At 52.6% G+C, this 12,932-nt stretch carries 14 protein-coding genes; 7 read left to right on the top strand and 7 right to left on the bottom strand.

The genetic code is table 11. The annotated features are described in order from the left end of the window. Window positions 1–347 precede the first annotated feature (347 nt). Window positions 348–1,265 carry an ABC transporter ATP-binding protein gene (locus AC3RCL_RS26615; protein WP_492533010.1) on the top strand — a complete coding sequence of 306 codons (918 nt, stop codon included), beginning with the start codon at window positions 348–350 and terminating at the stop codon, window positions 1,263–1,265. Further along, the gene (locus AC3RCL_RS26610; protein ID WP_492533008.1) at window positions 1,258–2,031 is read left to right on the top strand and encodes an ABC transporter permease; all 774 of its coding nucleotides are present in this window, start codon (window positions 1,258–1,260) and stop codon (window positions 2,029–2,031) included. The genes AC3RCL_RS26615 and AC3RCL_RS26610 overlap by 8 nt, the downstream gene beginning before the upstream one ends. Before the next feature lie 136 nt (window positions 2,032–2,167). On the opposite strand, the gene AC3RCL_RS26605 is transcribed toward AC3RCL_RS26610, so the two are convergent. Together AC3RCL_RS26605 and AC3RCL_RS26600 are read right to left on the bottom strand one after the other, a co-directional pair. Continuing rightward, window positions 2,168–2,587, bottom strand: a complete 420-nt coding sequence (locus AC3RCL_RS26605; protein WP_036665172.1) for a bactofilin family protein — start codon at window positions 2,585–2,587, stop codon at window positions 2,168–2,170. Between the two features lie 35 nt (window positions 2,588–2,622). Then, window positions 2,623–3,594, bottom strand: coding sequence for a M23 family metallopeptidase (locus tag AC3RCL_RS26600; protein ID WP_009590895.1), 972 nt, complete (start codon window positions 3,592–3,594; stop codon window positions 2,623–2,625). Window positions 3,595–3,864: 270 nt separating this feature from the next. On the opposite strand from AC3RCL_RS26600, the gene cls reads away from it, so the two are divergent. Together cls and AC3RCL_RS26590 are read left to right on the top strand one after the other, a co-directional pair. Next, a complete protein-coding gene (gene cls / locus AC3RCL_RS26595; RefSeq protein WP_492533005.1) occupies window positions 3,865–5,295 on the top strand; it encodes a cardiolipin synthase in 1,431 nt (476 codons plus the stop codon). A gap of 167 nt (window positions 5,296–5,462) precedes the next feature. Continuing rightward, window positions 5,463–6,380 (top strand): YitT family protein, encoded by a 918-nt coding sequence (locus AC3RCL_RS26590; RefSeq protein WP_015737304.1) that lies wholly within the window; start codon window positions 5,463–5,465, stop codon window positions 6,378–6,380. Window positions 6,381–6,439: 59 nt separating this feature from the next. On the opposite strand, the gene AC3RCL_RS26585 is transcribed toward AC3RCL_RS26590, so the two are convergent. Together AC3RCL_RS26585 and AC3RCL_RS26580 are read right to left on the bottom strand one after the other, a co-directional pair. Beyond that, a complete protein-coding gene (locus AC3RCL_RS26585) occupies window positions 6,440–7,510 on the bottom strand; it encodes a serine hydrolase domain-containing protein (RefSeq protein WP_492533002.1) in 1,071 nt (356 codons plus the stop codon). 44 nt (window positions 7,511–7,554) lie between these two features. Next, window positions 7,555–8,136: a TetR/AcrR family transcriptional regulator gene (locus tag AC3RCL_RS26580; protein ID WP_492533000.1), complete on the bottom strand. Its 582-nt coding sequence runs from the start codon at window positions 8,134–8,136 to the stop codon at window positions 7,555–7,557. 228 nt (window positions 8,137–8,364) lie between these two features. Between AC3RCL_RS26580 and AC3RCL_RS26575 the strand changes: the two genes are divergently transcribed. Then, entirely contained in the window at window positions 8,365–9,438 is a 1,074-nt protein-coding gene (locus AC3RCL_RS26575) for an SPL family radical SAM protein (RefSeq protein ID WP_492532998.1), read from the top strand. On the opposite strand, the gene ligD is transcribed toward AC3RCL_RS26575, so the two are convergent. The 3 genes from ligD to ku are packed head-to-tail and all read right to left on the bottom strand — an operon-like array spanning window position 9,421 to window position 12,185. Continuing rightward, window positions 9,421–10,338, bottom strand: a complete 918-nt coding sequence (gene ligD, locus AC3RCL_RS26570; RefSeq protein ID WP_009590907.1) for a non-homologous end-joining DNA ligase — start codon at window positions 10,336–10,338, stop codon at window positions 9,421–9,423. The two genes, AC3RCL_RS26575 and ligD, sit on opposite strands and share 18 nt — an antisense overlap. 5 nt (window positions 10,339–10,343) lie before the next feature. After that, the gene (locus AC3RCL_RS26565) at window positions 10,344–11,249 is read right to left on the bottom strand and encodes an ATP-dependent DNA ligase (RefSeq protein WP_492532996.1); all 906 of its coding nucleotides are present in this window, start codon (window positions 11,247–11,249) and stop codon (window positions 10,344–10,346) included. A 6-nt stretch (window positions 11,250–11,255) separates the two neighbouring features. Next, on the bottom strand, window positions 11,256–12,185 hold the full coding sequence (gene ku, locus AC3RCL_RS26560) for a non-homologous end joining protein Ku (RefSeq protein ID WP_096776546.1): 930 nt from the start codon (window positions 12,183–12,185) through the stop codon (window positions 11,256–11,258). Between the two features lie 208 nt (window positions 12,186–12,393). Between ku and AC3RCL_RS26555 the strand changes: the two genes are divergently transcribed. Both AC3RCL_RS26555 and AC3RCL_RS26550 read left to right on the top strand, forming a co-directional pair. Then, window positions 12,394–12,684: a hypothetical protein gene (locus AC3RCL_RS26555; protein WP_492532994.1), complete on the top strand. Its 291-nt coding sequence runs from the start codon at window positions 12,394–12,396 to the stop codon at window positions 12,682–12,684. A 3-nt stretch (window positions 12,685–12,687) separates the two neighbouring features. Beyond that, window positions 12,688–12,870, top strand: coding sequence for an H-type small acid-soluble spore protein (locus tag AC3RCL_RS26550; RefSeq protein ID WP_015737296.1), 183 nt, complete (start codon window positions 12,688–12,690; stop codon window positions 12,868–12,870). Window positions 12,871–12,932: the final 62 nt, after the last annotated feature.

Below are 12,932 nucleotides of genomic sequence, written 5' to 3'. Positions count from 1 at the left end.
TAGGATACATTCTGTATCAACAACCATTATATCAAGCCATTTCTCATTGGGAGTGGAACATTCATGGAAAATGAACTGAAAATGTACTGTATATGTTGTCGTCGGATCGTGTCGATGATCGAGGGAGTCAGCGTGTTTAAAACCGGTTTCTATCGATACGATATGCCTATGGGCATATGTGGAAAGTGCAAAACGGCTGCATCCAATGAGCTATTTTACATGGCGCAGGACCTTTGAATGATTGGCCGATTCAGACGGCTTGGAGCGAAGTCTATTAGACTCATGCCTGGTATTGTGTATAATGGGGAATATTGAACTTGTTTCGTTAGGGGCAAAGGAGAATTCACATGAAGCAGGAACCGCTGGTAAGACTGCTCGGGGTTACGAAGAAAATATCGTCGAAGGTTCTGGTAGATGATGTGACCTTTGATATCGCACCTGGACAAATCTTCGGATTCCTTGGGCCGAACGGGGCAGGCAAGACGACAACCATCCGCATGATGGTCGGGCTGATGTCCATTACCCAAGGGGATATAACCATCGGGGGATACAGCATTCGGAAAAATTATGAGCAGGCTGCTGCCCAGATCGGGGCGATCGTCGAGAATCCGGAAATGTACAAGTTTCTATCCGGTTACAATAATTTGAAGCATTTTGCACGCATGATGCAGGGGATTACGAAGGAGCGTATCGACGAAGTGGTGGAACTCGTCGGGCTCGGGAACCGGATCCATGAGAAGGTGCAGACCTATTCGCTGGGGATGCGCCAACGGCTCGGAGTGGCACAGGCGCTGCTGCACCGGCCCAAACTTCTGATCCTGGACGAGCCTACGAATTGCTTGGACCCGCAGGGCATTCGGGAGCTGCGTGATTATTTGCGGCGATTGACGCAGGAGGAAGGGACCACCGTATTCGTATCCAGCCATCTGCTGTCGGAAATGGAGCTGATGTGCGATACCGTCGGCATCATCCGTCACGGCAAGCTCGTCGATATCCGGCAGCTTCGCACGGACGGGGGAGAGCGGATGTTTGAAGAGACGGCATTTACCGTCAGCGAAGCGGATGCCGCCGCAGCGCTCCTCCAGGACTACCAGGCGACAGCCCGGGAGCATCGCGTCCTTGTTCGCGGTGACCGGGATATGATTGCGGACATCAATGCGGCGTTGGTCGAAGCGGGCATACGCGTATATGCCATACAGCCGGTTACCCGGTCGCTGGAGGATCAATTTTTGGAAATGACGGGAGGGGGATCTCTTGTTGAATAACTTGACCCGTCTTGTTGCCAATGAGAATATGAAAATTTACTACCGCGTGCGGACATGGGTCATGCTGGGCATACTTGTCTTATTTAATGCGGCCATGCCTGTCATGCTGTACTTGACGGATGCGCCGATGGATGTCTGGACCGTGTTCACTTGGACGGAGAGTTTCACCATATACCTCAGCGCGATCTTCACGGTTGTCATCGCCGCGGATATCGTGGCCGGGGAATTTAGCGGGGGCACCATCAAATTGCTGCTGATCCGGCCGTGGAGCCGGGGAAAAATTCTGTTATCCAAATTCGCCGCCTTGTGTCTGTTCGGGCTGCTCTGTGCGGGAATCACCATGGTGGTGGGCATCGCTGTCTCGATGCTGCTGTTCTCCGGCAATGCCGGATTCTCGGACGGATTTGATGGATCGCCCATGAGCAATTCCCTCTTGCTCCTGTTGACGGATACGATCCAGGTGTTTGTCATTTCGCTGATTGCATTTATGCTCTCCACGGTATTCCGTTCAGGCGGCCTTGCGATTGGATTATCGCTGCTGGTCCTGTTCACCAAGGATATCTTCGGTTTTATCTTTAACCCGGAGCGGTTCGTATGGGCGAAGTATTTGCTCTTTCTTCACACCGATCTGAGCGGGTACATCAGCTCGCCCGTCGGGCCGGGAGGCGTAGGGCTGGGCTTTTCCGTAGCGATTTTGGCCGTCTATTGCTTACTGTTCATGCTGGTTTCGTGGCTGGCCTTCACCAAGAGAGACGTAGCAGCATAATTCATAACGATGAGAAAAGAGCTCCTTCCGCCGTGTGGGTCACATGGATGAGAAGGGGCTCTTTGATTGTGTCGGCTGTAGGATCCGGCCGAAGCGGATATCGTGTTCGAATTCGGGTGGTCGTCCATACGCCGGGTTAACCTGCTTCCGGACGCTGAAGGGGCAGTGTGGTGTTAGTCGATTCCGAGGCTTCCTGAGAAGAGGTCTGCTGGTCCATCCGGCTTGCTCCGTGAAGAAGCCCGCCCTCCATAACGATAAGGGAAGCGGCGTGAACATCCCCGTACATTTGCCCCGTTGTCGTAATCGTCAGTTTATTTTCCGCCGTCACATCCCCATAGACCTTGCCGGCCACGATGACTTCCCGAGCGGAAATATTGGAGCGGGCAATCGCGGCTTCGCCTATGGTGACGCAGCCTTGGCTTTCGATGGAGCCGTTAAAGCGGCCGTCGATCCTCAGGTCATCCTCGCATTGCAGGACGCCCTCCACTTCGCTTCCTGGCCCGATCAGCGTATCGGTCCGCTCTGACGCCCGTTTTTTCTTGTTTTTCTTCTTCATCTGTCATTCCTCCTATTCGAAAATGGATGGTGTGCTTATTGCAGATAAGGCAAAGGGTCAATCGTCTGATTGTTTTTGACGACCTGGAAATGAAGGTGAGGGCCCGTGCTTCGCCCGGAGGAGCCCAGCTTGCCAATCGTTTCGCCCTGCTCGACATGATCGCCTGCCGACACGTCCAGGCTGTCCAGATGCATGTACCACGTCTCCAGACCATTCGGATGCCTGATGACGATATACAGCCCCCGCGCCCCGCTGCGTTCCGCTGCCGTCACCTCGCCGGCGCCTGCGGCATAGATAGGATCGCCGGTTTTCCCGGCAATATCGATGCCGGCATGATAGGCCGAGCGGCCGGTAAAAGGATCGCTACGATAACCAAAATTCGAGGTGAGCCGCTTGGAGGTGGTCGGCCATAATGAAGGCGTGCCCTCACGCCTTTCCTGGGTTTCCTGGGCCTGATCCAGCGTACGCGGAATATGCTGCTCCATGCGTGAAATCAGCTGCTGCATGTTCTCGAAATCATCCTGGGTCTCCCTGGCGAGGTTTAACATTTCATTCTCATGAACGGCAATGAATTCACCGCCGACATGCTGCTTATCCTCGTCAGCGATGGAGGAGGTCTGGCCGGACAGGCTGCCGTGCTTCTCAATAAACTGCTGAAGCTCCTGCTCCAGCTGCTGAACGCGCTCCATCTGGACCTTCGTTTGCTCTGCTTCACCCGATAGCTGAATGATGGCTTTATTAAGGCGTTCGATGGCTTCATCCTTATCGGTGACCGTCACTTCCATCTTTAAGGCTTCCAGGCTTTTCAGCGTCAGCTGCTGCTCCAGCCCCGAGATGGTCTGAGCCGACTGGATCTGGAGGGAAACGATCAGTCCAGCGATGGACAAAATAGCGGCCGCGGGCACCGCTATCATCAAAGGTTTGGACAGATGGACCTGTTTGACTGAATGCTGGGCATCCCGAAGCACCAGCAAGGTTAAGCGTTGTTTACGGTGTGCGGTTTTCATGGCATCTCCCTTCCATGCATTATTTATGGTTTACAAGGGCACCCGCTAGACTTGGCCAACTCCTTATCTAGTATGTATTCTATTCTTTCGAAGAACATGTCAAAAATTATTAGATAAGAGAACTTATTCAGTATGGCGCCGCATTGGGTAATTGAATAAATACATATGGAATTGGTCAATGATGTAGTGTAGTTAATTGCTTGTCTTTCATTTCAAACGTTTTGACAAAGGGCTGCTCAATATATTATTCATCGTGAGGAGGCTGCCGATATGGTGTGGCTTCTGGTTGCACTTATTACTTTTATTTTGCAGATGGTTGCGGTGCTGCTGCTTGAGTTTCGAAATCCGTCCAAGGCCGTGGCATGGCTGTTTATTTTATTTTGCCTCCCCTTTATCGGGTTTGTACTCTATTTCTTTGTGGCGCAGGATTACCAGAAGCGATTGAAGATTCGCAAGCGGGGTTCCCGTTTGTTTCAGGAAATCAGGGCGCATTTGTGGGATCGGGCGGCGGTCGTCCGAAGAAAAGGAGATATGAACAATCCCGGCTTTCATCATAATGACCGTTTGTTCAATCTGCTCAATCACTTGTCGGAGAGTCCCATCACGGGCTGTAATCAAAGCCGGGTGTTGACCGATGGGGAAGAGACGTATGAGGCCATGCTGAACGCCATGGAGGAGGCCAAGGATCACATTCACGTGGAGTTTTACATCTTTCGCCATGACCGGATCGGCACGAAGTTTCAGGACGTCATGATTCGAAAAGCGCAGGAAGGCGTCAAGGTGCGCCTGGTTTGTGACGGGCTGGGCAGTTATAAACTCAAGAAAACATTCATTCAACGCTTCAAAGAATCGGGAGTGGAGTTCTATTTCTTCCTGCCCGCAATGGTCTCGATGTTCAGCCGCAGAATCAATTACCGGAACCACCGCAAAATCGTCGTCGTGGACGGCACGATCGGTTTTCTGGGCGGCATTAACGTCGGGGACGACTATCTTGGCGAATATCCGAATATGGGCTACTGGCGCGACACGCATCTGGAAGTAAAGGGGGATGCGGTCTATTTTCTGCAAAATGTGTTTCTGCACGATTGGAAGCTTGCGTCCGGAGAGCGCATTGCGGATTTCGGGCTGTTTCCGGAGCATCAATGCACCGGGGAGGAGCAAGTGCAGATATTGAGCAGCGGACCGGATCTGAACTGGAATGCCATTCAGGAAATGTGCTTCGGGGCGATTTCCGTGGCCAAAGAACGGATATGGATCACCACGCCGTATTTCATTCCCGATGAAGGAATTTATGAAGCTCTGAAGACGGCTGCGGTGAGCGGCGTGGACGTACGGATCATTATTCCGGATCACGCCGATTCCCGCCTCGTCAAGATGGCAAGCTTGTCTTACGTGGAAGAGCTGCTGGCAGCGGGAGTCAAGTTCTACGAGTATGAAAAAGGGTTCATCCATGCCAAGGTGCTCATTGTGGACGAGCTTCTCGGTTCGGTCGGTACGGCGAATATGGATATGCGGAGTTTCTTCTGTAACTTCGAGCTGACGGCCGTGCTGTTTGATCGGCTGCCTATTGAGCGGTTGGTTTCGGATTTTAAGGAAGATCTGCAACATAGCAGGCATATTGATGCGGAGGTGTTCCGTCAGCGCGGAAGATGGCAGAAAGCGGCCGAAATTATGTGCAGGATGCTGTCGCCATTGCTGTAAAAGTAATATTTTACATGGGATGTGAGAATGACGGAAATCCGAGTAAAAAGCAGGATAAACTGCGAAAAATCTATGTCCCGCTTTTATTTATATGATAGAATATTTATATAGGATCCACTTATAAATATATATTAGCTTGGTTTCATAAAGTTGAACGGGGGAGATTTATGTCAAGTGATGTGAAGATTCTGGCGCAAGTGAAAGCGGAGCAGCAGAAGCCGGAGAATCCCAAGGCAGGCTCAGCGACCTTGAAGCTTCTCCGCCGTCTGGTGTTCTTAACTTTCGGCGCGATTTTGATGGCAGTAGGGCTGGAAATCTTTCTGGTGCCGAACAAGATTATTGACGGAGGGATTACCGGAATCTCGATTATGGTTTCCCATATCACCGATATTCCGCTGGGTGTATTCCTGACTTTGTTCAACCTTCCGTTTTTGTTTATGGGATATAAACAGATCGGAAAAACCTTTGCATTATCCACGCTGTTCGCCGTATTGGTCATGTCCGTCGGCACTTATTTCCTGCATCCCGTCGATCCGATCACGATCGATCCGCTGCTTGCGGCCGTGTTCGGCGGCGTGCTTCTCGGAATCGGGGTCGGCCTTGTTATCCGGTCCGGCGGTTCCTTGGACGGCACGGAAATCGTGGCCATTCTGATCAACAAGAGAACGCCGTTCTCCGTCGGCGAAATCGTGATGTTCATCAACGTATTCATTCTAGGCAGCGCAGGTTTCATTTTCGGCTGGGACCATGCCATGTACTCGCTGATTGCGTATTACCTTGCGTTTAAATTGATCGATATTACCATTGAAGGCATTGATCAATCCAAATCGGTTTGGATTATCAGTGATAAGCATAAGGAGATCGGTGATGCGCTGACCCAGCGTTTGGGACGCGGCGTAACCTACCTCGAAGGCGAGGGTGCTTATTCCGGAGACAGCAAGAAGGTTATCTTTGTGGTTATCACTCGCCTGGAAGAAGCAAAGCTCAAATCAATTGTGGAAGACTGGGACTCCCAGGCCTTCGTAGCCGTCGGCAACATCCATGATGTGAAGGGCGGCCGCTTTAAGAAAAAGGCAATCCATTAATACAATCATTTCAGGCTCCACCCGGTGCGAGAGTTAGCGCGGGCGGAGCCATTTTTTGTTTAAAGTGTATCGGCGTGCAGGCGCAGCGCCTTCTTCTCGCGCACATAATGGCGGATGATTCGCGACATGGCCTGCACGGCGGCGGTTTGACCGACGGCCTGGTTCACGGTTCCGGTGAAATAGAGGCCCGACTCCGGGTGATGGAAGGCAAATGCCCCGGATTGGCCCCAGTGGCCGATGAGTCCGCGTCCCAGACTGAAAGGAGATAGCGGCTGTCTTGAAATGCCGATGCCATAGAAGAAGGGCCCGGGAGCAAACAGGAAGTTCCACTGCCTCTGGAGCTCCCCCAAATCACCCGGCGGAAACAAATCCCCGTTAAAAAAGGACCGCAAAAACGTCATCGTTTCCCTTGCCGTGGAGACGATCCCGCCCTCCGCACCGACTGATGCCATATACAAGGGAAGGTCCAGTCGCTTCTGCTTGTAATGGAACGGAACGGGGGACGCATCCTCCGGGTCATGATAAAAATAGGTTTGCGTCAGCTTGAGCTTGTCGAAGATGTATTCCTGGAATACGGCCTGAATGGATTCGCCCTTGATATTCTCGATGATTTGGCCAAGCAGCCGATAGTTGGTGTCGGAATATTGGGCTTTTTTCTGCTGTCCCGGTTTGAATTTAGGCGTTTTCCTTTTGGCCGCGGCCAGGACTTGGTCCAGGCTCCAAGCTCGATCCTTCCCGGCGATCAGATTCGAGAAGACGGTTTCCGAGAAATAGTCCGGGATGCCGGACGTATTGGACATCAAATGCTGAACGGTGATTTCTTCGCCGTAATCCCTGTTCTTAAACCTGTGGAGCCCGGTCATAATCTCTTCGGGCAGGTGCTTGCCAATGGGATCATGGAGCTCCAGCCGCCGCTCGGCGCGTAATTTCAAGAGTACGGCGGTCACGTACAACTTGGTCACGCTGGCAATGAAATAGCGGTCGTCAGGCTGCATATCACCTCCGCTGCCGACTATGGACAATGACCGCTCCTGGTCCTCGACGCACATCACTGTGCTAAACACATTTCTTTTATTGGCGATTTGAGTCACACATGCATCCAGAACCGATTGCTTCAGGATTGTTCCCATTACCGTTCTACCTCCCATGAATCGTAATTTTTCTTTCCTTCAGTTTAGATTCCCTTTCCCTCATGTTTCCGGGCATGCGCAGCACGTATGAACGCTTCAGCGGCTTCGTCCATCATATTCATCATCTGCTCGTCATCCACGTTCTTCGTGAACAGATCGTTTGCCACCATGACGCAGAGACCTGTCTGAAACACCTGCATGTTCAATAAAATAGATTGCAGCTCCTGATCCGAAAATCCGCCGAGCTCCGGATCCTGCCTCATCAATCCGATAACCTCGTCCAGTTGTTCCGGCGTATTCTTCATATGGGGATTGTCCTTCATCATGAGGTCCCGATAAAGCACGGGATATTCCTTGGCAAAGCGGAGACTTGCCATGCCGATATCCCGGAACGGCTGTCCGGATTGCTGCTCCATGATCATTCCTCTGGCCACATGGAAGGCTCTTTCGACGACCTGCTGAAGCAGTTCCTGGACGTCGTTGAAATTGACATAGATCGGCGCGATGGAGCTGCCGAGACGTTCGGCTACTTTTCGGATCGTAATGGACTCGATGCCATCCGTTTTGGCAATGTCGAATGCGGCTAGCACGATATCTTGTTTGGTAAACTTCGTTTTTGGTGCCATGATGTCTACAGCTCCTTAGGTTATACATATGTAGAACGATCAATATATATCACTTGATATATATTGATTATAATGAGTAATTGGACCGATTTCAATCCGATTCTCATGAAGCGTTCATGGAAGCATGATTTGTAAATCCAGTAAAACCCACTTATAATAAGAACATACGTTTGTTAAAATAAAGAATAATGACATAGAGCATGCCAGGTACAGGGAGGAGGAAGCGGAATGGCTCGTACGCAATATGAACGCATAACCACCAAGCAAACATTAAACCGAGTGAAGGAAGAGCGGATGCCCTTCGATTGGTCCATCAATCCGTATCGAGGTTGCGGACATGGCTGCAGCTTTTGCTACGCCCGCGCATTTCAATCGTTTATCGGGATGGGAGCGGAAGACGAGTTCCAGCACCATATTTTTATGAAGTCGAATGCGGCGGAAGCGTTGGAGAAGCAGCTGTCGGGCGCGGCGAGGAAGTTTAACTATGACATTGAAGCGATGCGGAGATCGATCGGACAGGTGACGATCGGAACGGCAACCGACCCGTACCAGCCGATCGAGGGCAAGGAGACCCTTACGCGGGAATGTCTGAAGCTGCTCGCTAAATACCGCATTTCTACCAGCATTACGACGCGTTCTCCGCTCGTATTGAGGGATTTGGATATCTTGACCCGGATGGAGAACGTGTCCGTCAACATGAGTCTCAACACGCTGAGCGGGGACGTCATCCGGAAGCTGGAGCCGGCATCGCCTCATCCGGAGGCCAGGCTTGATGCGATTCACAGATTATCGGCTGCTGGCATTAGAACAGGCTTGTTTGTGGCGCCTGTGCTGCCCTTTTTGACGGACGAGGAGCCGGAACTGAAGGAGCTCTTGTCCCAGGCAAAGGAAAGAGGCGTTTCCTTTGCGATGATCTCCTTGCTGAGACTGTCGCGCGACGTGAAGAAATGGTACCTCGAAACGCTGAAACACCACTTCCCCGAGGTGGTTCAATCCTACCGCGAGTTATATGGGCAAGGCGCTTATGCGGAAGAGCATTACGTTCGTTCCTTCAAGTCGATGGCGTCCAGGCTGTTGAACGAATATGGGCTGAGCGGATTGACCATGGGGGCACCTGCTGCCGTCAACCGGTCCGGACCGGTTGCAGCCTCGGAGAACGATACATCGGATGAAGGGGCCAACGATCACCCTGCGAGGGAATGGGCTGCTCCTGTACGTCCAAGGAAGCTTCCTCAACCGGCGGCCCCGGTTTCCGGAGAGGAGCTTACACCCGATGTTGAGCAGCTATCCTTTCCTTTTTGACGCTGCCTTACCCTTTGGCAACAGATGCCGGATGACATTCTCGATCGGTTGGGGCGGCAGGGTCTGCAGCAGGTCGCCCTTTTCCCTCAGCCGTTCTTCGATGTTCAGCAGGTGAAACTCCGTGGGAGAAACGTCCTGGCGGACTTCGTCCCACGTGAGCGGCGTGGAGACGGTCCCGAGCCGCCGGGCCCGCGGGGTATAAGGAGCGGCGAGCGTCCTTCCGCTGTAGTGCTGAAGATAATCGAAGTAGATTTTATCGCCGCGGTTCTTCTTCAGCCGCTCGATGGTGAACAGCTTCGGGAACTTCTCCGTCACGTATTGGCCCACGAATTGGCCAACCGTTCGAAGTTCATCGAACGTTACGCCTTCCGGAATCGGAACGATGATCTGCACTCCGGTCGCTCCCGAGGTTTTCGGGACGGAGGACAGGCCCAGGGAGCTCAGCACGTCCCCTACAATGGCCGTCGCCTCCATAATCCGGGGCTCCTCCGGGAGCGTGGGATCCAAATCGATCATCCATTCGCAGGGCAGATGGCTGCCTGCCAGATGCAGGGAAGGGTGAAACTCAAGCGCAGCCAGATTCCCCAGCCAGAGCAGCTCCGGCAGCCCGTTGAGCAGCACGTAGTTAATATTTTCGTGCACATAAGTCTGAACAAAGGGCGGCAGCGGCTCGGGTGCGTTTTTCTGGTAGAAGGATTCGCCTTGGGCTCCGTGCGGATACCGGATGGTCGTGAGCAGCCTGCCCCGGCAGTACCGGAGCAAGAAAGGCGAGATGGCCGCAAGCTTTTGCAAATACATTGCCTTGGTAATGCCGACCTCCGGCCACAGCGGTTTGTCGGGATTCGTAATTTGAATCTCTTGCCCCTCGATCGTCAGGGTGCCTTTAACGGTACGAGCCATATGGTTTACACCCCCTCAATCGATACGAGTTTGGGATGGCGCATCATGCCATCCTGGCTCCACTCGAGAAATGTGACCTGGACTGATAAAGGCTGGTTAAGCCAGGCCAGCTGTTCTTTCTTCAGGTCGGTATGGAGCGTTCTCCATATCGCGTCAGCACGATGGCTTTCGGCATATTGCAGCAGTTTCTTCTTCGTTTGCTCATTGAGCCCCAGGGAAGCCCGGCCGATGTAGTTCCCATCGTCGTCTGCGATGACGAGGCTGGCTACGCGACCTTCCCTGATGATCATGGCGACGGCGGAAGCAGCCATGTTCACGGCAATTTTCTTTTTGTACCAATCCCGATGCTTTTTGCCCTCACGGTATGGCGAGGAGAGGCGCTTCATGACAATGCCCTCCCAACCGCGCTGTTCCGCCCAGTCCCATAACGGTTCGCCTTCAAGAAACAGATCGGCGGTCAGCAGGCCCGGAATGTCGGAAACCGTCTCCTTGAGACGATGATGACGTTCCAGATAAGGCAGCTTGCGCAAGTCCTCGTCGCCATCCACCAAGATATCGAACAGCACATAAGTAAACAGAGGAGCGCTCGTACTGACCGTACGCGAACGCTCCCGCTGAAGAACCTTCTGAAAGACGGGGCGGCCAAGCTCCGGATGAAAATACACGACCTCGCCATCCAGGAGAAGACGCCGATCCTGCAGGACGGATAATGCCTGAACGATTTCGGGGTACAGGGATGTTTTGTCGAGCAGCTTGCGGGAATACAGGGATACGCGGTTCTGGTCAAGCCCGGCCAGAATGCGTACGCCATCCCATTTCAGCTGATAACCCCAATCTTCGCCGGTCGTAATCTGATCCGTCGAGATCGGAGCCATCGGCTCTTTCGGCAGCAAATTTTGCAACTGTCCCATGCGGCTTTAGGATGGGGAATCGGATTTCTTGGATTTGGCCGTCCGGCGTTTCGGCTTTGGTGCATCCGCGTCAGCTTCCCCGCCGCTGACCTTGGCTGCAGGCTCTTTGGCAGCGGTCTTCCGGGTCGTTTTACGCGGCTTCGGCTTGGTGCCCGGGTCCGTTCCGATCGGCTTGACGGCCTCGATGCTGGCCTGAAGGGCTGCCATCAGATCCACAACGTTGGTCTCCTGACGGGCAGGGGCAATCTTGATCTCTTCGCCGGACACTTTGCTGTTGATCAGGTCCAGGAGGCGTTCGCGATAATCATCCGTATATTTTTCAGGGTCAAAGGGAGTCGACAACTGGTCAATCAGCAGTTTGGCCATATCCAGCTCTTTGGCGTTGACCTCGGTTCGCTCAGGCAAATTCGGGACCTGCGAAATCGGCCGGATTTCATCCGGGTAGAAAATCGTCTCGATCGACAGGCATTCATCCAGCACGCGAATCGCAGCCAAACTGCTCTTGGAGCGAATGGCAATTTTGGCGATGCCGATTTTGCCGGACTGCTTCATCGCTTCCAGCAGCAGCCGGTATGCATTGGCACCTGCTTGATCCGGCGAGAGATAGTAGGTCTTCTGGAAGTAGATCGGATCGATCTCGGTCAGATCGACAAAGTCCAGAATGGTGATGTTTTTGCTGTTCGCTTCGGCGAGCTGCTCCAGCTCTTCTTTTTCGAACAACACGAATTTTCCCTTCTCGTACTCATAGCCCTTCGTAATCTCCTCCCAGGCAACCTCCTCTTCACATACCGGACATTTGCGGATGTAGGAGAGCGGGCTGCCGCACTCCTTGTGAATGTACCGCATCGAAATATCCTTGTCTTCCGTAGCCGAGAACATCTTCACCGGCACGTGCACCAGACCAAAGCTGATCGCGCCCTTCCAAACCGTATGCATTCTATGAAACCTCCTATCAAGTTCTAATATGTTTTGGGTATGACCGTGTAGTAAACGTTATAAACGACGACTATAATTTTTTGAACTACCTCTAGTAGTGTGCCCAAAAAAAGACTCTAGTATGAGTTATAGCTCAGGATTGCATAATTAGAACCTGTTTGTGGCATATTGACGATGAACGCTGCCTGTAAAAGGAGGTAATCTTCTCATGATGGAGTCTAGAAAAACCGAAACGTCGGAAGAGATACAGAAGGACAGAGCCTCGGACCATTCCGCATCCGAACCGGTGAACGGCGACATGGTGGATTGGAACAGCCTGACCTCGGAGGAGAGCGAGATCTCTCGGGAATCTACCATGTTCGATATTGACCGGATGATTAACGAAGGCCTTGGCGGAGGCAATGTCACGATGGATAACGGACTGATCGGCCCATCCACCACCGACACGATGGAGGTCGTGGACGAATCGCCAAGAGAACCGGAAGAAGGAGGATCATAACGTATGGAGATGCAGCGCGCCGTGGAGATTTTTAACTCCAAGGATACTTACAAGGTGAACCTGGAAGGGGAGCCAGTCTGGATCGAGCAGATCGATCCGCAGAACGGGATGGCTACCGTTCAGGTTGGTTCCCGTCCGACCAACACGCTGACGGTGAATGTGGACCGGCTGAAGGAAGGCGAATAGCCTGATTAAAGGGGCTTAGCTTCCTTGCAGAAGCTTGAAATGGCATGAAAACACACCTTGTT

It is taken from the genome of Paenibacillus sp. MT86 (assembly GCF_058792535.1).
This window is presented reverse-complemented; position numbering and strand designations above follow the sequence as displayed.